The following is a 25,577-nucleotide window of genomic DNA, read 5'->3' as shown; positions in this document are numbered from 1 at the left end:
TGAGCACGCAGCATCGTGGCTCGGACGATGCTGCCGGGCAATCTCTCCGCTAGATGATCGCGCGCATGCGTCGCTTTTTCCGTGTCCTGGCGAACCCTCGTCGCGTATTTGAGCGCTTCTTCCGGGTCTCGGCTCCCCGACCGGATCTCGACAGCTTCGCCGCCACGCCGTGATGACGTGACTGATAAGTCAACGATATGAGCGCAAATACGAGCGCCTGCCCGGCTTCCGGCCGGGTTCTCCGGTTTCCTGCGTGATCCGGCGCTCGCTGAGGGCGCGCGCGGTTCTCCCACTGCTGCGGGCGAAAAGCCCGCGACGGCGAACCTGAGTGCGCAGACGCACAAACATCGCGATGCGCGGCTGGCACACTCTGAGCATCAGGCAGGGGTCTATCCGCTTTGCCGCCGGACGCATAGCCCGCCATTCGCCGTCGACGCGTGCACCTTCGCCCGTCTTGCCGCTCTACGGATCACTTTCTCTTTCGCGTTGCCGGACACATTCATACAGGGCTCCCGATATGATGCATCTTGAAACGACGCAAGCACCAGCAAGCAGTCAACGCGACACAGTAGAGGAAGTCCTTTCTGCCAGCAGACAGAACGCGTCGCGCAGCAAGGCCCGGGCAGCCATCCGATCGATCGACGGGTTCTTACCGGCTGTCGCTGGGGTTGTCCTGTTGGCCCTGATCCTCCGGATGATTACGCTTGCCGACCGCTCCGTCTGGATGGATGAGGCGTACAGCTTCTGGTTTTCGAGTCTTTCATGGAAGGACCTGTGGACCCAGACCCCGTTCTATGAGACGCACCCGCCCTTCTACTATTCGTTGCTGAAGCTCTGGATGGGTCTCGCCGGATCCTCGGAAGCGGGCATGCGTTCGCTCTCCGTGTTCGCGAGCCTTGGGACCGTGGCGCTGACCGCGTTCGCACCGCGCCTGCTGGGACTCGGAAAACGCTACGACCGGGTGGGCATCGTGGCGAGCCTCCTGCTGGCCCTGAATGGAGGAAGCATCGAATACGCACAACAGGCGCGACCCTACGCATTGCAAACGCTGTTTGTCACCCTTCTCGGCCTGAGCTCGGTGATGCTGCTGCGCCGATTTTTCGACGAGCAACGCACGACCTCAAAGATACGCGGCGCGACGCTGCTCTGTCTCATGTCCGGGATTTCCGGCGGCATCGTTCTGTGGCTTCACAATACAAGCCCATTCATTATTTTCTGCAACTGGATCGCAATTTTCACGGCGATCCTGCTGTTCTCGCGCTACAGACGCGAGGATCTGCTTCTCGCCGTCAAGGCCCTGGCCCTCGCGTTACTGATATGGAGCCCATGCATCCCGATCCTCATGATCGAGAGCCGAACCGTTGCGGCTGCGTTCTGGGTCACGATATCGCCCAAAATGATCACCTGGCCGTACACGCTGGCAGCCGGGGGCAAGTTCGCGTTTATTCCAGCTGTGTTCCTCGCCTCGATCGCCTGGCTCTCGATCTGGAGATCAAGCAAAGCGATTGCACTGTACATGGCAACCATGCTGTTCGTGCCCGTAGCCATCGTGTTCGTGCTGTCCTATCTGTACACGCCGATCTTCGTGACGCGCACATTCGAATGGCTGGCCCCCGCCTTCCTCTTTCTTGTTGCGTTGGGCTTATATGTTCCCGGGAAAATGGAACGGGTCAGATACCCCTTGCTGGCCGTTCTGCTTGTCCTTTGCACCGTCCAGAGCGTCGGGTATCTGCGCTCGGCCACGGAGGATCTGCGCGACGCAGTGCGTTATCTGGCCGCCGGTTACCGCCCGGGCGACGTCGTGCTCTTCTATTCAAACGAGGGTGAAGTCGGCCTGCACTACTACGCGCGTCAGCAGCCTGTGCAATTCGACATCGCGGCCATCCCGGCGCGCTATCCCGCGGTCGGTCTCAATCGCACCTACCTCGGCAGCAACAAGGGCGCACCCGCCGCGATCGAAAGCGACCGTGCGGAAATCGACCGGGTACTCGCTACCCACAAGCGGGTGTGGTTCGTCGGCGCCTGGCCCGGCTCTGATGGCAAGATGAATATTGTCACCGACGAGGTGTACCGCCAGCGGGGAGCACCCATCTCGTCGGTCGATTTCGGCGGACTGCAGATCACACACTTCGACAGATAGATGGCTGTTCGCGCTCAACCAGTTCCCGCGAGCGCGACGCTCGACCCGTCGACTCGCCGCCGGTCTCTGTTGACCCTTTCTGCGGCCTGTATCCGCAGCCGGAAGCGGGCAATCAACCCCGGCCACGATGCCATGCCGACGCCTCGCCTTAAGCGGACTGCACCATGCGCGAATACATGAGCACATTGAAAGAAACATCCAGCGGCCCCGACTATCCCGCCTGTTTCGCCTTGCTTTTGATCTTCGTGTGCGCGGCGGCAGTGCTGCTGGGGCCGATCGTCAACGGACACGACACGTACGTCTCGTTCTCGCACATCGAAGCCTGGGTCGCTGCCCTGAAGGCTGGCGACCTGGTTTCGATCTGGACACCGGTCGATGCCAATGGCTTCGGATCACCGATGCCGTTTTTCTACCATAAACTGTTCAACCTCATCGCGGCGGCGTTCACGATAGCGACGGGGGACATCGTCACGGGCTTCCGCCTGGGTGTCCTGTTGTTCGCCGCGATCATGTTCTATGGCGCTTACCAGTGCGCAGCGAGACTCGGCGCCGATCGCACCGGCAGCCTGGTGATAGCCATCGCATGCGTGCTGTCACCCTACTCGCTCATCTGTGTCATCGAACGCGGGGCGGTGGCCGAATACTCGGCCACCGCCCTCGTGCCGCTAGCGCTCGCCTTCGTCCTCGACCTGTTCATGAACAAAAGCAGGACTGCCGCGGCGCTCAGGCTATTCGCCGTTCTGATGTTGATGCTGCTCGCGCATCTCGTGGTGTTCGTTGCGGCTACCGGACTTCTGATCCTGTGCGGATTCTATCTGCTCGTCCGCTCGACCCGCGCTGGCGTCGCGCTGCTCGTCGCCAGCGGCGGCGCGCTTTTGATCTTTCTCGTGCTGGTCTATGTGCCGTTCACGGTATGGAGCGCCTGGTTTTGCCCCGCACAGGCCACGCTGCACGGTCTGCCGGCCGATAATGCGGTTCCGTTGATACGAATCTTCTCTCCCAAGCCGGGATCGTGGTTCGCCTGGCCGATTCTTACCCTGCTGGCTGGACTGGCACTTCAACTCCGCTCCCGCCGGCATCGGCTCGCAGCCGTCGTATTGACGACGGGCATCGCGGCATTTGTGCTGACACTGTTCATGACGAGGCTCACTGCGCCTGTCTGGCGACTGTCAGCGATGTTCGATTTCGTGCAGTTTCCGTGGCGCCTGTTGTCGGTCTCCACGCCGCTCATGTTCGTTGCCTTCGCAGGCATGATCGAGCAGCTTCGCCCCACAACAAAGCGGATCGCGCAAATCGGTTTGCTCACGATTACCGTCATCCATGCAGTGGGGAAGATCGATTCGCTGCAGCAGATCCGCACGGCGATTTCCCCGGCTGAATTGAGACACGAAACGCCCTACACCGGCCAGGGCCCCGATGCAGGGGGCGAATTCTTTCCCGCGCGTTATCAGCAACAACTCAGCGCGACGCCGAACATCCTGGCCATCAAGGCCGCTTCGATTCTCCCCGCCCCCCGCGAACTACTGGTCGAGAGCGCTGGGGGTTGCAGTACCGACAACGTGCCCCGGGTACCCTATTTCCGCAAGCTGACGATCAACGCGAGGTGTGAATCCCCGGGTGTGGTACGGGTGAACCAGTTCGCCACGCCCTTTCTCGACGTCACCGCGGTCAGTAGCCATGGCGTCGTGTCCCAGCCTGTTACAGGCACACCCTTCTTTGAACTGCCCCTGCAAAAAGGAATCTGGACGATACACGTCAGGCAGCGAACCTACATCGAACTGGTCAGGATGGCGTGGGAGAAAAAGCTGACGCACGACGATGCGCGTCTTGCGTCTTACTGAATGCAGGATGTGCTGACCAGTCGCAAGCCCGGGCCTTCCCCGCGTCACTTGCCGTCGACGCCTGTCTGGACCGGCTGTGTTCTTGCGGCTTGCGCCGGCAATAGCGTTGAGCCGTTCGGCCGTGGCTGCCTGAACGTCCATGCCGAATTGATGAGGAAAGTCAACGCCAGCACCAGCCCTGTCGCGATGAACTGGGCAATGATGTAGTTCACACGGTTGTCGTCGGTCAGCACCTTCATGACGACGCCGTTGACCAGCACACCAAGGGACGCTGTCGCAGCGAATTTCGGCAGGGTTTTCAGATGACTGCCGGCCGCCCTGAAGGTCAACCGACGGTTCAGACAGTAATTGACGAGAGCGCCGACCACCGCGCCCGAGACCGATCCGGCAACCGGCCCTGCCCGCCCGGAAGCCACGGTTGCGACGAGGACCACGTACTGAGCCAGTGTGCCAACCGCGCCGATGCTGGCATACGTGACAAACTTCAGCACGACGCGACCATCACGCATTACTTGCACCGGCACTCTGGTAACGGTTCTTGATCAGATAGACCGGACGCTTTTTCGACTCGGCATAAATGCGCCCGATATACTCGCCGAGCACGCCGATGCCGATCAGCTGCACGCCACCCAGCATCAATACGACCGTCAGGATCGATGCGTAACCGGGCACCGCCACCCCCTGAATCAGGGTTCGGACGATCAGGAACCCGGCGTACAAAAAGGCGATCGCTGCGATCGCCGTGCCGATGTAGGTCCACACGCGCAGCGGCAGCGTACTGAAGCTCGTAAAACCTTCAAGCGCGAAATTCCAGAGCTTCCACCCCGAGAATTTCGACTGCCCCGCTGCTCGCGATTCACGCACATAGTCGACGACAGCCGTGCGGTAGCCAACCCAGGCAAACAGCCCCTTCATGAAGCGCCGGGTTTCAGGCAGCTTCTTCAGTGCATTAGCCACTTCCCGTGTGATGAGCCGGAAATCGCCGACATTTTCGGGGATATGCGTATCGCACACGGCGTTATGCATACGGTAGAACATTGCTGCCGTGCGGCGCTTGAGAAACGAATCCGAGTCGCGGTTGCTGCGTCTGGCCAGCACGACGTCATTGCCTTCGCGCCACTTTTCGACCAGCAACCGGATGACATGCGGCGGATCCTGGAGGTCAGCGTCGAAAGGGATCAGGATGTCGCCGACGGCTTCATCGATCCCCGCCGACAGCGCGGCTTCCTTGCCGAAATTGCGCGTCAGGTCGATGACGCGGATACGGTTGTCGGCGTCCGAGCGCGCGAGCAACCGGCACAAGGTGCTATCGCGGCTGCCGTCATTCACGCAGACAATTTCGAAGTTGAGATTGTCCAGCCCTTCGAGCACAGGCAATGTTGCTTCGAAGAACTTGCTGATCATTTCCTCTTCGTTATAGAACGGCACGACAACCGAGAGCAGCGGGATCTCAGCAGTGGCCACTGTCGCAATCGGTGCCGCCACTGTGCGGGCTTCGCCCTGAACCGGCAGATCTGGGTACATCTCTCTGAGCAGAGGAGCACCGAGCAGTTGTTCGCGGCCCACGTAGTTCATGATCGTCCCCTCGGACCTGCCAAGGCTGTTGAGTTTGGTTGCCGTGCGACCGGGTTCTGGACAGCAGGCAGGGTGGATATCTCGTTCGCCACGCTGGACACACCCGTTTGCACGCCCACCCAGCCCCGAGCTTACGAACCAATGTAATCTAGAGGGGGACGCAGGTTTGTTCGCAGCCCAACATTGCCGGTCAATCAACGTGTGCAGCAGATACTGCGTCCTGCATCGCCTCGCTGCGCGCGGGGATCTTCGGAGCGCGCAAGCGCCTGCTCAGTCAGCGACGCCGACCGACTTGCCGGCATGTGCCGGCCCGGAGCGCGGGACCGCCACTCCCGGCCGGGAGATTGCCGGCGCCCTCCGCAGCACCATACTGGCGAAGCGTCTTGCCTCTCTGACGCCCCATGAATCGAGGATCACGAACACCCTGGCTGAAAAGACACTCAGTACGATGATCGACACCGCGCAGGACGCAATCAGGACGGGCCGGCTCAGATGCGCATAAAACGCGATGAAGTACCACGACCCAAATGAACAGATCACGAGGGGATGCATCAGGTACAAAGAGAAGGAAATCTTCCCGACAAACCTCGAAATACGGGACGAAAACATGATCTGCAGCGGCCTTAGCATCATGATGGAGACGACAATGATTGTCGCGGTCACGGAAGACACGGTGCTCCATATATCGCGCGGCAGGTAATGAAATACAAATTCCGGCGAGACCAGAACGAGCAGCAACATAACCGATACAGCGATCTTCGAACTCTTCTTTCCAAGCCACATCCTGACCTTGCCGAGCTGATACAACTCGGCAATGAACAAGCCCATCACAAACGAAATCAACTCCCGGTTGACAAACCAGACCGCGACAAAAGCCAGGCAATATGGGATCCATCTCCTTTCGAGATCGCCGAACAGAGACAGCAGGCAAAAAATCAGGAACGACCCGAAGAACTCCAGATGCATTGTCCAGAGGACAAAAATAAACGAATTGCTGTGGTAGTAATCGAAATACACCTCATAGAGGGAAAATCTGAGCAGCCCGTACAGATCGGCCGGCCACCGGTAGAACTCCCCAATCCAGTCACTCCCGGAGATCGCCGCGACGCGCTGGTTGTACATGAACCCGGACTTCAAAAGAACAAACGCAAAACAGCAGGCAAAGAAAATCGGCACTGTCAGTCTGATATAGCGGCGCAGCGCCTGATCGGCGATCATTTCCCGCCGTCTGCTCTGGACGTACCCCACCGACAGCACGTATCCGGATAAAACGAAGAAGACATAGACCGCGGTAAGCCCATCGGTCAGGAACCGGTACAGCACTATGCCAACGGACGCCACGGCATACTGAACATGGCCCCAGACGGCCCCTTGAGCCAGGAGTCTTCTGGCTCCGTCGGCGGACGGCCCATTTGACCGGAGCAGGTAGAAAGGGAACACATGACAGAACAGCACTACCACTGCAGCCCATCCTCGCAATCCGTCGAGGTAGGTCAATCGAGAGGGGTCTGCTTCGCCAGCAGGAGCGCTCATTTGAAGTCCTCAATCGAATATCCCGACGGCGCCCCCGGGGTTTCCGGCATCCCTGGCCTGCATTCGGAGCAGCCGCTCGCGCGATAGAGGCGCAGACATGCCCACGCAACCCTTCACCAGGCGAACTGAGCGGAGACGTGCGGTCAGGGAGCCAGTCCCGCCGCCGTCGCTCCCATGACAATCATGCGGCATGGCCTGCATAGCGAAATGGGCGCTGCCCCACACAAACAGGCAACCGGTTCGCGACGGCTCCCGGGCTCCTGATCCTGAGTCCAGCCCCTACCAGGTTCCAGCCCCCATCAGGTGCAACCCGTGCGGAGAACCCTCCTCCTGTACGATATGGCGCGACCGCCGGACGAGGTCCGCATATCTGTACGCTCGCCAACACATTGCACTGCGGCAAAGCCGGACAATGGCTAACACGGCGGACGCAGGAACGCCGTTTTGCAAAACGCCAGCAGCCAATAACAGTGCATCAGATCAGGCCCGCCTAAGGGAGCGCAAAATGGGATGGAAAGGCTCGCTCATCGAAGCACCACTCTGGGTTGCCGGACGGCTTCGGCCATCCGGCATCGATCCGCGCCGAAATGCTCCGCGCGAGATCCTGGTATTGCGGCCTAACGATTTCGGCGACCTGCTCACTACCACGCCGATCTTCGAGGCGTTGCGGCGACGTTTCCCCTCGACCCGGCTGATTGCAGGCGTCGGCCGGTGGGGTCGCGCGGTCCTCGAGAACAATCCCTTTGTCGACGAGATCGCCGAGATCGACGCGCCCTGGCACAACAAGATCATTCAGGACCAGTCGCTGCGCAACGCGCTGCGTTTCATCTGGCGCTCGGAACAGGTCGAGGCGCTGCGGCGGCAGGACGGATTCGACGTCGGCATCGACGTGCTCGGTAGCCATCTCGGTCTGATGCTGATGCTGCGCGCCGGCGTACGACATCGCATCGGCGTACGTGGCTATCGCGGTGGCTGGAGCGGATGCCACGCCCACATCGAATTCACCCCGAACATCCATGTTGCCCGCGCCGCGCTCGCGCAAGCCGAATTGATCGGTGCGCGCGATCTGCCCGAAGCCCGGCCACAGCTCTACCTGACCGATGCAGAACGCCGCCTGGCAACAGGCATCTGGTTAGAGCGCACTTCTGCAAATCAAAGACCGGTGCGTCTGCTGGTGGGATGCGCCGCCGGATTGCCGGACAAGAGTTGGGCTCCGGAAGCCATGGGGGCAGCACTCGCGCAGATAGCGGGTTCGCTCCCCGAGAGTGACATTATCCTCATCGGAGGCCCCGCCGAGGAAGCGAGGGCCGCACAGGTCATCGCACACAGTGGCGCCGATGCAGGCGTACGTTCGATGGTCGGCCGTACATCGCTGAGAACCACATTCGCGCTGGCTGAGCAAGCCGACGTGGTGATCACCAACTCATCCATGCTGCTGCATGTGGCAGCCGCGTTCCGGCGCCCTACCGTCGCTGTACTTGGCGGTACGGTGGCCAACGCAAAGGGCCACGATGTGGTCTGGGGCTACCCGGCGCCGTACAGCAGTGTCGGACCGGCGGATGCCGCGCCTGGTGAGCCGGCGCCGACGTGGCCTGAGGTCGACCAGGTTGTACGGGCCGTGCTGGACAAGGTCCGGGAGTACGTCGACGTCCGCAGCAACGCCGTCCTGTCGGTATCCGGGTTCGACTGATCCGGCGTCGCCAGGCAACGCAAGACGTTCGGGATCAAGGGGGACCAGACGTTGCAGATAAGAGGTGACGTCGATCGAAATCGAGTAGTGGCATGCTCCTGTGTGCGGCGTACCGCTGAACTGGCGCTGGCAGACGCGCACTATTCAGCCACGGTGAGCGGACAACACCTGTTCCGCGACCTCATCAGATCGCTCTATAGAGAGATGGAATGCGCTCCTCAATGCCCAGCCTGAAACGAAACGCAGTCGTCAACTTTCTTGGCAGCGCATTGCCGCTGATCGTCTCTTTCGTTACGGTGCCGCTCTATCTCAAGCACATCGGAGCGGAGCGGTATGGCGTACTAGCCATCGTGTGGACCTTGCAAGGTTATTTCGGCTATTTCGATTTCGGACTGTCCACCGCGACGTCGAACCGCATCGCCCAGTTGTCCAGAGTATCGGCGGCCGAACGCGAGTCGGTCTTGTGGACCGCCCTGTTGCTCAATGCGGCGCTGGGAGCCGCGGGCGGGCTCGTCCTGTTTTTCGTCGGCCATCTGCTGTTCGCGCAGTTCCATATCGCGCCCGCCATCAATGCCGAGGTGTTGGCAGCAATGCCATGGATCGCCTGCGCGGTGCCGATTGCAACGATCACCGCCGTGTTTACCGGGGCGTTGTCTGGACGCGAGCAGTTTGGGCCGCTCAACACCGTGCAGTTCGTCGGCGTGCTCATCTTCCAGACTGCGCCGCTCCTGTGCGCCATCCTGATCAAGCCGGAGTTGCAGGTGGTCATTCGCGCGGCCATCATCGGCAGTTCGACATCGTTGCTCCTGTTGATCGCCGTGGCGTTCTGGGTGTTTCCCCTGCGCTTCGCCGCCGGCCCCGGCCGACGGCATCTCAAGCCACTGTTTTCGTACGGCGCGTGGGTGATGGTCAGTAACTTCACGAGCCCGCTGCTCGATTCCGCTGACCGTCTGATGATTGGCAGCATTCTCGGGCCGCAGGCCGTTGCCTGGTATCAGGTGCCGTTCAATCTCGCAGTGCGGGCCAAGATCTTCCCCGCTGTATTCTCCCGCACGCTGTTTCCGAGACTGTCTGCGCTCGAAAAGGACGACGCCGTGGAGCTTGCCGTGCGTGCGACGCGCGGCCTCTGCGTCTTGATCACACCGCTGATCGTATTCGGCATCTTCCTGATGCAACCGTTTCTGCATCTGTGGGTCGGACACGCCTTCGCTTCGCAGACAACCTCCATCGGTGAAATCATTCTGATAGGCGTGTGGGCAAATTCGCTGGCCCATATTCCCGGCAGCCATCTGACAGCGACTGGCAAGCCAGGTGTCGTCGCGCGCCTTCACGCCGCCCAGGTCGTGCCGCTCGTCGCGTTGCTGTGGTGGACCCTGCATACATTCGGTCTGGCCGGCGCGGCGTTTTCCTGGACGCTGCGCTACGTCGCCGAGACCGTCCTGCTGTTCATGGCGGCACGTCTCGGTTCCGGGCTCGCACGCTTTCTGGCTGTGCCGGCACTGCTTATCCTTGCGGCGTTCGTCGCCACGGAGCTATTCGTGTGGACCTCGGCGGCTCGCAACGTCTCGTGGATCGTCATGGTCAGCCTCGCCCTCGCGTGGGCGGCCCAGGCGGAGCCGTCATGGCGAGCCCGCCTGCTGAACAGGCTGTCCGCGGTTTTTCTGCAATATCGCTCCTGGCGGCGCGCCTAGGCGATCCAGACGAGCCCACGAACCAGCGTACCTGAACGACGCGGCGGCCGCTGCGCGTGCCCGATGAGGCCTCGACGGTCGACGCCGCACGGTACGTCACGCTCTGCCGCGAGCCAGAGATCGTCGCCGCAAGCATCGGTTCAGCCATCGCCGAATCCCGGGGTGTCGCATGTGGTGACGCGCACAGACGATACACGCAGCATCGCCGACAGTGTTGGGAATACGTTGGGGAATCGGGTATGTACAAATCGCTGCAAGCGTGCCGGGGGATCGCGGCGTTGATGGTCGTGTGCTACCACGCATGCGGCATGATCTCCATGGCCCGGTACTTCGGTGCGAGTTGGCCAGGCAACCCGTTCGCTTTCGGCGGCTGGGTCGGCGTCCATTTCTTCTTCGTGCTGAGCGGCTTCATCATGGTCTGGATCCACGGACGGGACTTCGGCCGGCCGCAAAGGCTCGGCCCCTACCTGGCAAAGCGCACATTGCGCATCTATCCGACGTACTGGGCCGTGTTCGCCATAGTCACCTGCGCGGCGCTGGCGGTGCCGGCGCTACGGCAGATCTTACCCGCCGACATGTGGACGCTGATCAAGGCATTGCTGCTCGTACCGCTCGATCCGACGGTGGTGGGAGGAACCGGCGCACCGGTTCTCACCGTGGCATGGTCTCTGCAATTCGAAGTGACGTTTTACGCGTTCATCGCACTGGCGATTGTGTCGCCGGCCGCGAGCCTGCTGGTTGCCCTGCTTTGGGCGGCAAATTTCACGCGATGCCTGACCAACGTCTGCAGCTTCCCGCTGAGCTTCGCCGCCGACCCACGGATCCTGCTGTTCGCCCTGGGCGGCCTGACCGCCTGGTTGTGCAGGGTGAGCGCGTCGAAACGCAAGGCCGGCCGCAGCGCGACCGTTCGAGGACTGCGCTGGCTACAGATCGAACGTGGGGCGCTCGCGCTGGGTGTCAGCATTTTTCTCGCCGCCGTGGTCTGGCAGATGTTCGGCAAAGCCGTTCCCCATGGTGGCGACATGCTGATCGCGATGCACGGCACGGCCAGTGCGCTGGTCATTTTCGGCGTCGTCACGACGGAGGATCGAGGCACTGCGTATGGCGGCGCGGCTGCGTGGCAACTGCTCGGCGGCGCTTCCTATGCGCTCTATCTGCTGCACTATCCGCTCATCAGCCTGGTCGTGAAGTCCATGGTCTGGCTCGGTCTCAGAGGTGTGAGCGGCGCGCTCGTGACTTCTGTCGTTGCAATCAGCAGCGCCGTATTGGCCTCCGTGCTGTTTCACATCCGCATCGAACGGCCCATGCTGCACACGCTGGGTTCCCTGCGCTCGCCGTGGCTCGGCACAGCGGGGAATCCGCGAGCCTGAGCTGTAAACCGGGCTGTGCCATCGGCGGCGGGCTTCAGCGTGAACGCCGTCCGGGTAGAACAAAAAGGACTGGGCTTCGCCCGGTTCCCAGATAAAAGTCAAGCAATGCGAGAGACTCATGCGCGAACATCCGGTGGTGGAGTCATTTGAAGGTGCCCGCGGGGTCGCGGCCCTGCTGGTCGCCGTCTATCACTTCAGTCTCTTCATGCCGTTCGATCTGCCTTATCCGGTGTTCGTGAAGCATGGCTACCTGTTCGTCGACCTGTTCTTCGTGCTGAGCGGCTACGTCATATGCGCTGCTTACACAGAGCGGCTCAACGGCGGCAATGCCTTCTGGAATTTCGCTATCCGGCGTTTCGGCCGGCTGTTTCCGCTTCTCATATTCTCGACAGCGATTTACGTGCTCCTGCCCAATCTGCATGCGCTGTTCAAACATCTTCTCGTAGCCTTTGGTCAGCAGAACCTCTTCAAGAGTCCTGAATCGCTCCGCTACTACATGCCTTCGGGTGCAGAGATCCTGGCCACGCTGACCATGACGCACGGCCTCGGCATGTTCGACAAGGCGATTCTCAATTACGTCAGCTGGAGCATCAGCACCGAGTTTTACACCTACATGCTGTTCGCGGGCGTATGCATCGCGATCTCCGGACGCGCGCGGCTTGCCGTTTTCATTGCATTGAGCGCCGCGGCATACCTGATCACCTGCTGGGCAAGCCTCGCGTGGCACGATTGCATCGCGAATTTCGAATGTCTGAATATCACCTACGATTTCGGCCTGACGCGATGCATCGCATCGTTCTTCATGGGCTGTCTCACGTTCCATGCCGCACAACATATGCGGCGTCATGCAAACACGCTGCAGGCTGGCGCGCTGCTCGCGGTCGCGGCCATTTTCCTCGCGCTCGGGCATGCGCCTGCACTCGCCCTCGCGTTACCGTTTGTTTTCGCGCTGTTTATCCTGTCGCTCTCTTCCGACCGCGGCTTCGCCGCCCGGTGTCTCACGAGCGTCCCGGCGCAAATGCTTGGCCAGCGGTCCTATTCGATCTATCTGCTGCACCCGGCGCTCATTTACGTGTTCGGCCTCGTCGCAAAAAGCTCGTCCCGACCGGCATTCGGCATCGTGACTCTGGGGGCTTATCTGGCGACACTCATCGTGGTCTCGGGATTCACTTACCGATTCATCGAAGTGCCGTTTCGCGATGTCTTCAACAGATGGGCGGCAAAACAGCGGACCGCGCCGGCAACGGAATATCTGGCACGGGCGGACCACGCACGCCGTACGCGTTGACGCAAGCCAAAACTGGCGTGCGGGTTTGCCCATGAGATATCACCGCATGATGTACCACGCCCACATCAAGGCAACTATCGTGATGCGAGGCGATTAGAAGGCATCGATCGCTTCGCGATACACGCCGGCAACCTGAGCGGCCACGACCGAACGGTCGAAGTGCGCACGCGCATAGGCCCGGCATGCGGCGGCGTCGGGAAGATTGCGAGTGCCACGCAGCGCTTCTATGATGCCACTGCCGATCGAATTAAATCCGCCGGACGACAGGACGAGGTCCGGCGAGAGCGGCGCCACGGCCTCGGGCAGACCACCCACTGGCGTCACCAGGACCGGCGTCCCAGATGCCAGCGATTCGATCGTGGTTAGACCGAAGCCTTCAAGCGCGACGGTCGGCACCACGGTCACATCGGCAGCCGAGTACCACAACGGCAACTCCGCGTCCGGCACGAAGCCCAGAAACTGAACATGGTTTTCGAGGCCACGTGCCGCCACGCGCGCACGCAGTTGCGGCTCAAGCGGTCCGCGGCCGGCGATCACGAGCAACACATCCGGTACCGCCTGCTTGACGAGATACATTGCATCGACCAGATCCTCAATGCCCATGCGCCAGACGAGACGTCGCACGCAAAACAGGATCGGTCGATCCTGCGGGACCCCCAGCGATTCACGCGCATGGTGCTTCGAAAGGCCCAGATCGAAGTGATCGACGTTGACACAGCCCGGCACGATGCGAATCCTGTCTGCGGGAACGCGATACTGTGTGTGCAGGATATGACCGAAGGCCTGCGACAGCACGATATGCCGCGTGCCGCCGCGATACACGAAGCGTTCAAGCGAGCGGCGCACACCGCGCGCAAGGGAGTGCCCCCCCTCCGGGAACGACTCGTCGGCCCAAGGGCCCTGAAAATGCACGACGCGCGGAACGCCACTGAATACGCCGGCAGTCGGTACGGCGTAAAGCGCGAAGTGCGTGGCGACAACATCGGGCCTGCGCGCGCGCTTCAATCTGGACGCCAGCGTGCGGGCCCCCCACAGGCGCGGCCCAAGCCGTGAATCCGCCTTCGCGAACGCCTGCACCGATCCACCCGAAGCGGCGTGCACGTTCTCGCTGCCCGCGACCAACCCGCGGACATTGACGCCCTGCGCAGGCAGCGATTCAACGAGTTCCATGAACATACGATCAAGGCCGCCTGGCCGCTCTCCGAACCAGTGCATGCCGATCTGCAGGGAATCGATCGGGTTGTTCATGAGTCCACCGTCACAGGCGGGACCACAACGGGCACGCCAGCGACTTCACGCCGTGCGCGGATGCGCTCATATAACGACAGATAGCGTTGCGCCATCGCGGACCATCCGAGCATTTTGGCCAGTTCCCGCGCGGCCTGCCCCATCTGCGCCGCGCCGTCCCGATCGTTGACAAGGCGCTCGATAGCCGCGGCCAGTGCGTGCACATCCTCGGGCGTGTCGAGCACGATGCCGCAGTCGTGCCCGATCACCTCCGCGCCGCCCGTCGTTTGCGCGGTCACAACCGGCAGCGCGGCGGCGAGAGCCTCCAGCAACGCGAGGCTCATCGCCTCGTAACGCGAGGGAAAAACAAAAGCATCGACCGAACGCATCAGTACCGGCATCTCCTTCACGAAGCCGACGAAATGCACACGCCCGGTCAGCCCGAGTTCTGCCGCGAGAGCCGGATACGGACTGTTGTGCAGACCGCCCGCAACGACCAGGTGAACCTCGGGCAAGGTTCTCGTCAATGCGTGCAACACCGTGTCGAGATTCTTGCGCGAAACCCGCAGATCGCCGGCGAAGAGCAACATGAACGGCGCTTCGGGCAAACCGAAGCGAGCCCGCTCGGATACACCGGGTGTGAATTCATCGGTATCGACACCGTTATGAATGACCTGCACGCGTGCCGGATCGATACCATGTGCGAGCACCTCGCCCCGGACCTTGTCCGACACCGGTACAACCACGCGCGAACGTTTGAATGCGCCAGCTTCGAGGTACGCGTTGAGCCGCGTGAAGATCACCTGATAAGCGTCGTAAAAGCCGCGGAACAAACGAAACGGATAGAACCCGCATCGATACCAGCCGTCGTGCACGAAGTGAACCGAGTTCACATCGGCTCGCGCCCAGGTGATGAAGCCGTTCACATGCACGACATCGAACTCGTGCCGGTGCGCGCGAATCCACAACGCACTTCGCCACGCGAACGACTGATATTTGAGCAGGCGAGACGGCACCATACTGGGCTTCACCGGCACGAACCACGCGAGCGGATGACTGGTCAGCTCCGGTGCCGCACTTGACGCAAGAATCGTTACTTCGTGGCCTGCCGCGAGCGCCGCACGGACGATCTCATAGTTCACCCGCCCCTGCCCGTCGTTCCTCGCCACGACGTGCGTCACGATCAGGATTTTCATCCGCTCACCCATTATGCCGGCCTCCTGCCAGTGCCTGGAACGGCTGTTCGCGCCACCGTGATCAAAGTGGCTGCTGAAGGAACCGATGCCGTTTTTGCGACGCGTGCCTTGTACGAAGTGTGTCGCGAATAACGCAGCCCGATTACGGGCATCGTCACGCCGATGAAAAACAGCATCCCTGTATTCGACGTCAACGTGTTCACCATGATCATCATGGCGAAAATGGCAATTGACACCCCCACGCCGCATATCGCGAAACGATCGTCAGGTTGCCGCCTGCTGGCCGTGAACGCCCGCCACATCAATATGAAAATCCCGGTCGCATACAGCAGCGTACCCGGCCACCCCATCACGAACGGTACTTCCATGAGACCGCTATCGAACGAGCCACCGGCATTCTGCGAATTGTCGGAAGACAGTTTCGCGCCGATGCCCGTGGAACCGAGCCCCTCCCCGCTGATATCGGTCAGCGCCGTCGAGAAAAACGCCTCATAGAAGTCGGCTCGCGACTGGAAGCTGTTGTCGTTACCGATGTCTTTGAAGGTCGTGAGACGGCTGACCACGTGCTCCGATATCTGATCGAACATCATCATCGGGGCGCACAGCAGCGCAATGCCCACGACGGCGCCAATCAGCCGTCGCCGGCTTCTTCCGTCGAGCATGGCGAGCGGATAGATCAGCCCGATGACAAGGCCGGCCCAACAGGTGCGCACTGACGTAAACATCAGCCCGGCCACCCCGAAGATCGCCATCAGCAGGCTCAGGCGGCTGCGCGAAGCCATTGACATCAACACCAGATACATGATCGTTATAGCAAACGTGCCGGGTGAATTGATCGTGCTCCAGACCCGCAGCCCGTAGGGAACCGGCTGTCCGAAGGCCTGCGCCTTGATCTGGATGATCCAGAACGCATCCCATGGCGGCACCACAATGTATTGGATGACGGCGTAGATCCCCATCAGCAGGCCCGCATATACGATCGTGCTCAACATGACGCGCCGATAGGTCGGGTAGTGTTGCCACGTGACGGTCAGATAGAACGCCACCAGAGCCGGGAACACCCAGTTCACGAATGTATAGAGCGCGGGCGCGAGGCCCACCCCGATCACGCCGACCACGAACGCGTAGGTCTGCGCAACGACGATCAGCACGAGCGGCGCGCTGCTGCGCTGCCCAAGCTTGCCCGCGTGCCTGAAAAGCGACACGCCGCACAACGCGACTGCGAGCAGCGGCGCGACCATGATCAGGCTTTTGTCGTTGAACGCGCCATTCACGAAATCCGCGAGGCGTCTCACCTCTGGAGACAGGAAAAACAGCCAGCAGACAAAGCCGATGTAATGCGCAGGCGAGGTCCTGTACAAATGCACCGCAAGCAGAAACGAGCAAAGCGGAAATAGCAGTTCGACGGCTTTGCCCTGGTGTCCAGCGAGCAGCAGCAACGTCACGAGAAACAAACCGGTCGGCAGCAGCTCGGGCCTGCGCGCAATCAAGGACAGCGTTCCGCCCGCGCCAGGCCTGCCCTGCAGAGCCTGCGGCGCGGACGTCAATGCCGGCCGTGACGACGGTGTATTCAACATGCATTTGCCCCCGGGCAATGAAAACCTTGCGATATCGCCAGACATCCACGCGTCTGCGCGTTCACACTAGTCCGCACTGACGGAGGACTTCGTGTTCCGAACGAACGTCGTCAGAGAAGTTCGTAGGTACTGATGATCGTGAGGCCGCTGCGCGCGCGGCGCTGCCCGCCCGACTGAACATGGCCGCCGCGTTGACTGCACGAGAGTCCGATGAACGGAACACCATGCTCGAGAAAAGGTCCTTCGGTCTTTCGAAAACCGAATTGCTCGTAGAAACTCTTGAGTCCAACCGGCGCCGTGACCCGGATGATGCGGCCAGGCCAGCGCTCTGCCACTCCGCTCAACGCTTTTTCGATCAGCAGTTCAGCCGTGCCGTCGCCGCGCCTCGCGGGACTCGTCAGTATCTTGTCGATCATCACTTCCGGATCTTCATCGTCGCCCGGCCGAAGCCGTGCATAGGCGAGGACCGGCATCGGCCGCCGGATGTCGTCCATCGCGAATACATGCAGGGCGCTTTCGTCGTGACCGTCCGCATCGAGGCATACGTGCGCCTGTTCGACGACGAACACAGCACTGCGCGCCCGCATGATCAGATACAGTTCGCGCGGCGTCAGCTGTTCAAATTCGAGCGTTTTCCAGTTCATCACAGTTTCCATAACGAAAATCGATCGGACATGGCTGTTCGCATGGTCAAAAGGTACGCCGTCGATTCTCCAGATTCAGTGCGGCACCGCACTGACGATATCGAGTCGCAATCCGTTAAATACGGTCAACCAGCGACGCCCATGGCTGCTGCACAGCAATTGGCCATGCGCGTCAGTGGTGGAGGACCAACTGCGAAGCTGGGGCCAACCGGTGAGCACGGGGCCACGATTCAAACACATTGCACACGAAACATCTCGACGAGGGAGCGCCTCACCATGAAAACAGCACTGCGACGCATTCTTTCCGAATCGGCCCGTCTCGACGTACCGCCGGAAAGCCTGGAAGATCACGCCGATCTTTACGCAGCTGGCCTGTCGTCTCTGGCGACCGTGCATCTGATGCTGGCAATCGAAGACGAATTCGGCATCGAAATTCCCGACCGCATGCTTACACGCCGGCTCTTTTCGAGCATCGATTCGCTGGCCGCCGCGGTTGCCGAACTCCAACAGGCAAAGGCCGCAGCATGAACGCCCCGCTGAAGCAGGAGACCGGCAGTTTCGCTGAAGCCGCGTCGGGTGATGCGACCCCGTCGGCTACCCTGACCTCCATCGATCCCGAACCCGGCTGGCGGGCCGCCGCGCAGCGTGCGGCCCAGATCGCCGCGCAGTTTGCCGATCCGGTCGACCGGCTGGCCCGCTTTCCGGTCGAAGCCTTCGACGCGTTGCGGCGAGAACGCCTGCTGTCGGCGATGGTGCCGACCCGCTTCGGCGGCGCGGGACTGTCGCTGGCGGATGTCGCCACGATCTGCGAAATACTCGCCCAGGGCTGCGCCTCGACCGCAATGATCTACGCGATGCACCAGATCCAGGTGGCGTGTATCGAAGAACATGGCAGCGAGACGCCCTGGCACCAGCAGTTGCTCACGCAGCTGGTCGAAAAGCAATGGCTGCTGGCGTCGGCTACATCTGAAGAAACCATCGGCGGGAACATGCGCACGAGCGCCTGCGCGGTCGAAATCGACGGCGGGCGCTTCCGCATCGAAAAACTCGCACCGACGATCTCGTACGGCGCGCACGCGGACGGCATTCTCGTCACCGCGCGGCGCACGGCCGAGTCAGCGGCGGCCGATCAGGTGCTGATCGTCACCCTGCCCGAAGAGACACTGCTCGAAAAGCGCGGCGCATGGGATTCGATGGGCATGCGCGGCACCTGCAGCGAGGGCTTTCGACTCGTCGCCGCGGGTCACGCCGAGCAGATCCTGCCGACACCCTTCGCCGATATCGCCGATCAGACCATGTTGCCCGTCTCGCATACGCTATGGGCGGCTGTATGGACTGGCGTGGCGACCGACGCCGTGAATCGCGCCAAAGCCTTTTTCCGAGCCCAGGCTCGCTCGAAGCCCGGCTCCGTACCACCGGCCGGCCTGCGTCTCGCGGAGGCCGTGGGCCTGTTGCAGATGATGCAGGCACGCCTGTCGGTTGCACTCGAAGCCGCGCGCGCCGCCCATCGGGCGAAACACGGCGTCTCGCAGGCCGACGCGCCACTCTCGGCGATGCTCGGCTTCGCGTCGGACATGAACACGCTGAAGACGAGCATTTCGTCGACCGCACTGCTCGTCGTTCAGGAAGTGTTGATGATCTGCGGCATGGCCGGCTACAAGAACGGCACGGAATACAGCGTGGGCCGCCATCTGCGCGATCTGCACTCGGCGCCGTTGATGATCAACAACGACCGTATTGCACAAAACACAGCGAGCCTGCTGCTGGCGCAGCGTCCGGCCGCCCCAGGGAGAGTCTGAGATGAACACGATGACCGACGCTGCAGCCCTCGCAGCCGCCATGCCAGGCGAGACACCGGCTGCGCCGACCTTTCGTGATGAACTGCTCGACAAAGGCATCCTCATCGATACCGGCGAAAACGGCCTGTACGGCCGCAGCCAGGTCTTCGAAGACGTCGTCGACCGCCTCAACGTTGCGATCACGCATCTCGGCGCGGACCAGCAGCCTGAAGTGCTGCGTTTCCCGCCCGCGATGCGCCGCACCGATTTCGAGGACAGCGAGTACCTGAAGAGCTTTCCGGATCTCGCCGGCACCATCCACTCGTTCTGCGGCAACGATGCCGGTCAGCAACGCCTGTTGCGCTGCCTCGACGACGCGATGGAGAAAAGCGACGACGACCGCGACACCGAATGGATGTCGCAGCAAAAGCCGACCCGCGTCGTGCTGACGCCGGCCGCCTGCTATCCGATCTATCCGGTGATGGCGCGGCGCGGGCCGATGCCTGCCAACGGCCGGACCATCGACGTGCTGTCGTACTGCTTCCGGCACGAACCGTCACTGGATCCGGCCCGCATGCAGATGTTCCGGCAACGTGAATACGTGCGCCTCGGCAATGCAGAACAGGTGATGGCGTTCCGCCAGATGTGGATCGAACGCGGCTCGCTGCTCGTCACGCTGCTGCAACTGCCGGTCGATGTCGATCTCGCCAACGATCCGTTCTTCGGCCGCGGCGGCAAGATCATCGCCGACAGCCAGCGCGCCCAGGCGCTCAAGTTCGAACTGCTGATTCCGGTCGCGAATGCCGACAGCAAGACCGCGTGCCTGTCGTTCAACTATCACATGGACCACTTCGGTGCGATCTGGAAGATCGAATGCGAGGATGGGTCCGTCGCGCATACCGGCTGTGTCGGCTTCGGTATGGAGCGGATCACGCTTGCGCTCTTCCGTCATCACGGTCTCGACGTGAACGCATGGCCCGACGACGTGCGCGCGCTGCTGTGGGGCGATACGAAGGCCCGCGTGGCGCATGGTCTGGCTGGAGGGGCCGTATGAACCCGCCGCTCACGACCGTCTGGAACAATCCGGAGGTAGCCGCACCACCGCCTGCAGCGGCTTTTGCCGATACGGTAGAGCAGGTGAGCCCGGTCATCGTGCCCGCCCGGCCGGCGCGCGATCATGCGTCGCACGCATTGCATCAGGGTGACCGGGTCTGGCAGGAAACCAACTGCTATGTCGACCTGTGGATCGAACTGCTGCACGGCTTCGGCCTCGATCCGCGCGCGGCGTTCGGCTTTACCGTGACGCAGGACTTCGAAGGCGACCAGTTCACCTTCTTCAAGTTTCCGCTCGAAGATATCGAGCGCCTGTACGGCACGCAGGTGCAGGAGCTTGCGATCTACGATTCGCTCGAAGACCGCGTGCTCGCGCAAACGCTGCGCGGCCATACGGTGCTCGTCGAAGTCGACGGCTACTATCTGCCGAACACGCGCGCCACCTCATATCGCCGCGAACACCCGAAGACGACGGTGGGCATCGACTTCGTCGATCCGTCCGCGCGGCGGCTCGGCTATTTCCACAATACCGGCTACCACACGCTGAACGGCGAAGACTACGACGGCGTGTTCCGCAAGCTGCCGCAGTTCGCGGGCAAGCCCGACCTGCTGTTCCCTTATGTCGAATTCGCCAAGCAGGTCCGCCCGGCGCTGGAAGGCACGGCCCTCGCTGAAGCGTCGGCGGAGCTGCTGTGCGCGCATCTGGCGCGCCGGCCGCTGCGCAATCCTATTACGGAATGGCGGGCCGCATTTCCGGCCCATCTGGACATGCTGCTCGACCGCGGCGAGCCGTTCTTCCATCCCTATTCGTTCAACCTGATGCGGCAGCTCGGCGCAAACTTCGAGTTTCTGTCGAAGTATCTGCTGTGGCTCAAGACCCAGGGCTTCGCGATGCCCGATACGATTCCCGAGTCGGCGCAGACGATCGCATCGGAGGCGATGGTGATGCAGTTCCGCCTCGTGCGGGCCATGGCGCGCGGTCGCCGCGATACGTGCGACGACTGCTTCGACGTGCTCGAAGCAGCCTATGACCACACGTTGCCGCCGCTCGCCGCGCTTGCGCTGTGATGCGATGCATCGTCGGAATACGCCGTGCGAGCCTTGTTGAACGACCTGTCTGATCTTGCGCCGCACGGCGCCCGTGAGCAGTCCCCGACCGGCGGCACGCAGGCGGACGGCGTCTGGCCGCGCCTCCTCGGGCACGGCTGGCAATGCGTGACGACGCAGGCCGGCGCGTGCGCCTTGCCGTCCGCGTTGCCCGCCGACGGCTGGCTGGAGGCTCCGGTGCCGGGCACGGTCGCGTCCGCGTGGCGGGCTGCGGGCAAGCTCGATACCGAACGGCCGCCGCCCTTTGCGTTCGACGATCACTGGTACCGCCTGCCGCTTGCGGGCAACGGCACGCAGCGGTTGCGTCTGCACGGTCTTGCGACGCTTGCCGAGGTCTGGCTCGACGACCAGAAGCTCCTCACGTCCGATTCGATGTTCGTCGCGCACGACGTCGAATTTGAACTAAGTGGTGAAGCCACGCTCTCGCTGTGCTTCCGTTCGCTCGCGCCTCTCTTCGCCGCGCGTCGTTCGCGTGCGCGCTGGCGGCCGCGACTCGTCACGCCGCCGACACTGCGCAACGTCCGCACGACGCTGCTCGGCTATATGCCGGGCTGGTGTCCGCCGCTGCAGGCGGTCGGTCCGTGGCGCCCCGTGGAACTGCTAGGCAGCGCGCCCCACGCATTCGAGACCGTTGACCTGCGCACCCATCTGGAAGGCGACGACGGTATCGTTTCTGTAACGATCAGCTTTGTCCATCCGCACGCCGACGCGACGTCCGCGTCGTTAAATTGCGGGGACGTCCGTTCGTCTCTTCAGTGGACCGATGCGCACACGCTCAGCGGTTCGTTACGTTTGCCCTACGCCGAGCGGTGGTGGCCGCACACGCATGGTGTGCCGAAACTGCACGCCATAGTGCTGCAGCTTGGCGGCGAATCGATCGCGCTCGGCGACGTCGGCTTTCGTTCGATCGATGTCGCGCGCGGCGCCGATGGCGAAGGTTTTGCGCTGCTTGTCAACGGCACGCCGGTGTTCTGCCGCGGCGCCTGCTGGACGAGCGCCGACCTCGCGACGCTGGCCGGCACGCCGGAACAACTCGCACAGGCCTTCTCGCTCGCGCGCGATGCGGGGATGAACATGCTGCGCGTGGGCGGCACGATGGTGTATGAGTCGGACGCGTTCTATCGGCTCGCCGACGCATACGGCATGCTCGTGTGGCAGGACTTCGCCTTCGCGAACTTCGACTATCCGACCGACGGCGACTTCGTCGCGAGCATCACCCGCGAGGCGACGCAGTTTCTCGCACGCACACGGCGTTTCGCGTCGCTCGCGGTACTGTGCGGCGGCAGCGAAGTCGACCAGCAGGCGGCGATGTTCGGCCTGCCCCCTTCGATGCGTGCGCAACCGCTCTTCACGGAACGCCTGCCTGCCATCGTCGAGCGCGAACGTCCGGACGTGCCCTACGTGAGCAATTCGCCGTCCGGCGGCGTCTGGCCGTTCTCGACGCGCACTGGCATCACACACTACTACGGTGTCGGTGCGTATCAACGACCGCTCGATGACGTGCGCCGCTCGCAGGTCCGTTTCGCCGCCGAATGTCTCGCGTTCGCGAACGTCCCCGACGACGCCACGCTGCACGATGCACTCGGCACGATTCATCTGCACGATCCGCGCTGGAAGGCCGCCGTGCCGCGCGACCCAGGCGCCGGCTGGGACTTCGACGACGTGCGCGACCACTACCTGCATACGCTCTACGGAATCGAACCGGCGCGGCTGCGCTACGAAGATCCGCAGCGTTACCTGGATCTGTCGCGCGCGGTGATTGCCGAACTGATGACCGACGTGTTCGCCGAATGGCGCCGCCACGGCTCGCCGTGCGGCGGCGGTCTCGTCTGGCAGCTTCAGGACCTGAAGGCCGGTGCGGGCTGGGGCCTCATCGACGCGCTGGGACGCCCCAAAAGCGCCTGGCACGCCCTTTCGCAGGTGCTGCAACCCATCCAGGTCGTCATCACCGACGAAGGGCTGAACGGCCTCGACCTGCATCTCATCAATGAGACAGCCGATACGCTGTCGTTGCAACTGGACCTCGTCTGCCTGCGCGACGGCGCCGTCAACGTCGTGTCGGCCACCCGCGCCGTCGAATTGCTGCCGCACAGCACGCAATGCATCCCGGCCGCGGACTGCCTCGGCCAGTTCTTCGATTTCACCTGTGCGTACCGCTTCGGCCCGCGCGCGCACGACGTGACGATCGCCACGCTGCGCGACCCGGCGAGCGGAGCAATCTGCTCGGAAGCGTTCCATCTGCCCGGGCGCCATGCGCTCGAACGGCACGACCTCGGCCTCACCGCCACGCCTGAAGCCACGCCGCACGGCTGGCAACTCGTCATCGAGTCGCGGCGTTTCGCACGCTTCGTCCATATCGCGGATGCGCACTACCGCGCAGCCCGCGACTGGTTTCATCTGCCGCCTGACCGCCCGGTCAGGATTGCGCTGCTGCCGCTCAACGCTGGCGAAACAACCGCGGCCCCCAATGGCGAAGTCCGCGCAATCAATTCAGTCTCCCCCCTCTTCTACCGCTGATCGCCAGCAATTAAGCACTTTGCGCCGTCACGACGCGCACCAACACTCGCCTCTTCACCGTTGGCTTTCTTCCGACACATTTCCCTCTGGCATCGGTTCTGCGCTCGCCAAAAATGCGATCCGTGCGGCAGCACACGTAGTTCGTGAACCACTTCTGAATCATTTCCGGTTTATAGCCTAGTGGGTCCTGCACCCCGTCGCAGTGGGGTGTTTCACGCCTGATCCGCTGCCGCGCCAATCGTTTGCTCACCGCACGAACCCAATCCGATCAAGGACTTGGCGCAATCAAAAAGGGCCCTCACCGTTTCGCTCTCCACCAGAAACGATGTACAGATTTGAAACAAAAACACACGATTTGCCGCACGCCGCACAATCGCGCCCATCGCTGCGCCGCACCAGTGTTCATTTTTGGTCCTGCTGGCATGGTCCTCGCTAAATGACAGGCGCAACATTCAGCGCCGATGCAAACCAGTTCGATCCATGCAAAAGCGCGAAGCTACACGGGGCCGGTACTGCGTACTCCTAGCCGCTCACCAGGCGACAGTCATCACGGGGCACAGCACTGGGTTAAAAAAAAGAAGCCGCGTAACGCGCGGCTTCGTGCGAGGACCGATCATGTTGACCCTTCAATCCGATCTGCACGGCAACCATTTGCTTGGCGCATTGCCGTCCCATGAGTGGCAAGCGCTGGCGCCCCATCTCGAGCTTGTTCATCTGCGCACGGAGCAGTTGCTGTGCGACTCGGGACAGCGCATTCACCACGTCTACTTTCCGACCACCGCGATCATCTCCCTGCTCTATACGATGGAAGATGGCGGTTCGGTCGAGATCGCAGCAGTCGGCCGCGAAGGCATGACGGGCGTACCTGTCCTGACCGGCGGCGAAACGATGCCGAACCGCGTGCAGGTGCAATGCGCCGGCTTCGCTTACCGGATGACCGCACAGGCGCTCAAGGCCCATTTCGCCCGCTCCGATTTCATGCGCCGGCTGATGCTGCTCTACATGCACGCCCTCCTCACCCAGGTCGCGCAGACGGCAGCCTGCAACCGCCATCATTCGCTCAACAAACAATTGTGCCGGTGGCTCCTGATCGAGATCGACCGTGTCGCCACCGACGACCTCGCCGTCACGCAGCAACTCATCGCGGACATGCTGGGCGTGCGTCGCGAAGGCATCACGGAAGCCGCGGGCAAGCTGCATAGCGACGGCCTGATCCATCACAGCCGCGGTCACATCCGTGTGCTGGACCGCAAGGGTCTCGAAGCGCGTGCGTGCGAGTGCTATGGCCTCGTGAAGCGTGAATTCGACCGGCTGCTGCCGCGCCTGCATCAGGCTGAAGCCGTCAGCTAG

The 25,577-nt window shown here is 62.2% G+C and carries 20 protein-coding genes; 12 read left to right on the top strand and 8 right to left on the bottom strand.

The window, feature by feature from the left end; all coding sequences use genetic code 11:
* Positions 1-352: 352 nt before the first annotated feature.
* Positions 353-2,140: a glycosyltransferase family 39 protein gene (locus tag P3T23_RS08130; protein ID WP_429315662.1), complete on the top strand. Its 1,788-nt coding sequence runs from the start codon at positions 353-355 to the stop codon at positions 2,138-2,140.
* A 176-nt stretch (positions 2,141-2,316) separates the two neighbouring features.
* Positions 2,317-3,981: a hypothetical protein gene (locus P3T23_RS08125; RefSeq protein ID WP_429315661.1), complete on the top strand. Its 1,665-nt coding sequence runs from the start codon at positions 2,317-2,319 to the stop codon at positions 3,979-3,981.
* 44 nt (positions 3,982-4,025) lie between these two features.
* Here P3T23_RS08125 and P3T23_RS08120 read toward each other — a convergent pair whose 3' ends face one another.
* From P3T23_RS08120 to P3T23_RS08110, 3 genes are all read right to left on the bottom strand, one after another.
* The gene (locus P3T23_RS08120; protein WP_429315660.1) at positions 4,026-4,490 is read right to left on the bottom strand and encodes a GtrA family protein; all 465 of its coding nucleotides are present in this window, start codon (positions 4,488-4,490) and stop codon (positions 4,026-4,028) included.
* Complete coding sequence (locus P3T23_RS08115; protein ID WP_429315659.1) at positions 4,483-5,556, bottom strand: glycosyltransferase family 2 protein; 1,074 nt, start codon at positions 5,554-5,556, stop codon at positions 4,483-4,485. Before P3T23_RS08115 ends, P3T23_RS08120 begins: the two co-directional genes overlap by 8 nt.
* 270 nt (positions 5,557-5,826) lie before the next feature.
* On the bottom strand, positions 5,827-7,089 hold the full coding sequence (locus P3T23_RS08110) for an acyltransferase family protein (RefSeq protein WP_429315658.1): 1,263 nt from the start codon (positions 7,087-7,089) through the stop codon (positions 5,827-5,829).
* 412 nt (positions 7,090-7,501) lie between these two features.
* Between P3T23_RS08110 and P3T23_RS08105 the strand changes: the two genes are divergently transcribed.
* The 4 genes from P3T23_RS08105 (at position 7,502) to P3T23_RS08090 (ending at position 13,128) form a co-directional block, all read left to right on the top strand.
* A complete protein-coding gene (locus tag P3T23_RS08105) occupies positions 7,502-8,779 on the top strand; it encodes a glycosyltransferase family 9 protein (protein ID WP_429315657.1) in 1,278 nt (425 codons plus the stop codon).
* A 221-nt stretch (positions 8,780-9,000) separates the two neighbouring features.
* On the top strand, positions 9,001-10,470 hold the full coding sequence (locus P3T23_RS08100; protein WP_429315656.1) for a flippase: 1,470 nt from the start codon (positions 9,001-9,003) through the stop codon (positions 10,468-10,470).
* Positions 10,471-10,709: 239 nt separating this feature from the next.
* Positions 10,710-11,840, top strand: a complete 1,131-nt coding sequence (locus tag P3T23_RS08095; protein WP_429315655.1) for an acyltransferase family protein — start codon at positions 10,710-10,712, stop codon at positions 11,838-11,840.
* Between the two features lie 118 nt (positions 11,841-11,958).
* Positions 11,959-13,128, top strand: coding sequence for an acyltransferase family protein (locus P3T23_RS08090; RefSeq protein WP_429315654.1), 1,170 nt, complete (start codon positions 11,959-11,961; stop codon positions 13,126-13,128).
* Positions 13,129-13,221: 93 nt separating this feature from the next.
* On the opposite strand, the gene P3T23_RS08085 is transcribed toward P3T23_RS08090, so the two are convergent.
* The 4 genes from P3T23_RS08085 to P3T23_RS08070 all read right to left on the bottom strand — a co-directional run bounded on the left by P3T23_RS08085 (position 13,222) and on the right by P3T23_RS08070 (position 17,772).
* On the bottom strand, positions 13,222-14,376 hold the full coding sequence (locus P3T23_RS08085) for a glycosyltransferase family 4 protein (protein ID WP_429315653.1): 1,155 nt from the start codon (positions 14,374-14,376) through the stop codon (positions 13,222-13,224).
* Positions 14,373-15,551: a glycosyltransferase family 4 protein gene (locus P3T23_RS08080; protein ID WP_429315652.1), complete on the bottom strand. Its 1,179-nt coding sequence runs from the start codon at positions 15,549-15,551 to the stop codon at positions 14,373-14,375. The genes P3T23_RS08085 and P3T23_RS08080 overlap by 4 nt, the downstream gene beginning before the upstream one ends.
* Before the next feature lie 11 nt (positions 15,552-15,562).
* Positions 15,563-17,128: an O-antigen ligase family protein gene (locus tag P3T23_RS08075; RefSeq protein WP_429315651.1), complete on the bottom strand. Its 1,566-nt coding sequence runs from the start codon at positions 17,126-17,128 to the stop codon at positions 15,563-15,565.
* Between the two features lie 110 nt (positions 17,129-17,238).
* On the bottom strand, positions 17,239-17,772 hold the full coding sequence (locus P3T23_RS08070) for a GNAT family N-acetyltransferase (protein ID WP_429315650.1): 534 nt from the start codon (positions 17,770-17,772) through the stop codon (positions 17,239-17,241).
* Positions 17,773-18,048: 276 nt separating this feature from the next.
* Here P3T23_RS08070 and P3T23_RS08065 point away from each other — a divergent pair, with 276 nt between their 5' ends.
* Genes P3T23_RS08065 through P3T23_RS08045 form a run of 5 tightly spaced genes read left to right on the top strand, consistent with a single transcriptional unit; the run spans position 18,049 to position 24,227 of the window.
* Complete coding sequence (locus P3T23_RS08065) at positions 18,049-18,300, top strand: acyl carrier protein (RefSeq protein ID WP_429315788.1); 252 nt, start codon at positions 18,049-18,051, stop codon at positions 18,298-18,300.
* Positions 18,297-19,571, top strand: coding sequence for an acyl-CoA dehydrogenase family protein (locus P3T23_RS08060; RefSeq protein ID WP_429315649.1), 1,275 nt, complete (start codon positions 18,297-18,299; stop codon positions 19,569-19,571). The genes P3T23_RS08065 and P3T23_RS08060 overlap by 4 nt, the downstream gene beginning before the upstream one ends.
* Before the next feature lies 1 nt (position 19,572).
* Entirely contained in the window at positions 19,573-20,604 is a 1,032-nt protein-coding gene (locus P3T23_RS08055) for an amino acid--[acyl-carrier-protein] ligase (RefSeq protein ID WP_429315648.1), read from the top strand.
* Positions 20,601-21,671, top strand: coding sequence for a DUF1839 family protein (locus tag P3T23_RS08050; RefSeq protein WP_429315647.1), 1,071 nt, complete (start codon positions 20,601-20,603; stop codon positions 21,669-21,671). The genes P3T23_RS08055 and P3T23_RS08050 overlap by 4 nt, the downstream gene beginning before the upstream one ends.
* Positions 21,672-21,695: 24 nt before the next feature.
* Positions 21,696-24,227 (top strand): glycosyl hydrolase 2 galactose-binding domain-containing protein, encoded by a 2,532-nt coding sequence (locus P3T23_RS08045; protein ID WP_429315646.1) that lies wholly within the window; start codon positions 21,696-21,698, stop codon positions 24,225-24,227.
* Between the two features lie 212 nt (positions 24,228-24,439).
* On the opposite strand, the gene P3T23_RS08040 is transcribed toward P3T23_RS08045, so the two are convergent.
* The gene (locus tag P3T23_RS08040; protein WP_429315645.1) at positions 24,440-24,679 is read right to left on the bottom strand and encodes a hypothetical protein; all 240 of its coding nucleotides are present in this window, start codon (positions 24,677-24,679) and stop codon (positions 24,440-24,442) included.
* 163 nt (positions 24,680-24,842) lie between these two features.
* Between P3T23_RS08040 and P3T23_RS08035 the strand changes: the two genes are divergently transcribed.
* Complete coding sequence (locus tag P3T23_RS08035; protein WP_133663612.1) at positions 24,843-25,577, top strand: Crp/Fnr family transcriptional regulator; 735 nt, start codon at positions 24,843-24,845, stop codon at positions 25,575-25,577.

The sequence above is a fragment of the Paraburkholderia sp. GAS448 genome (genome assembly GCF_050435685.1).
Classification (GTDB): domain Bacteria; phylum Pseudomonadota; class Gammaproteobacteria; order Burkholderiales; family Burkholderiaceae; genus Paraburkholderia.
Note: the sequence above shows the minus strand (reverse complement) of the source record. Positions and strands in the feature narration are given on the sequence as shown.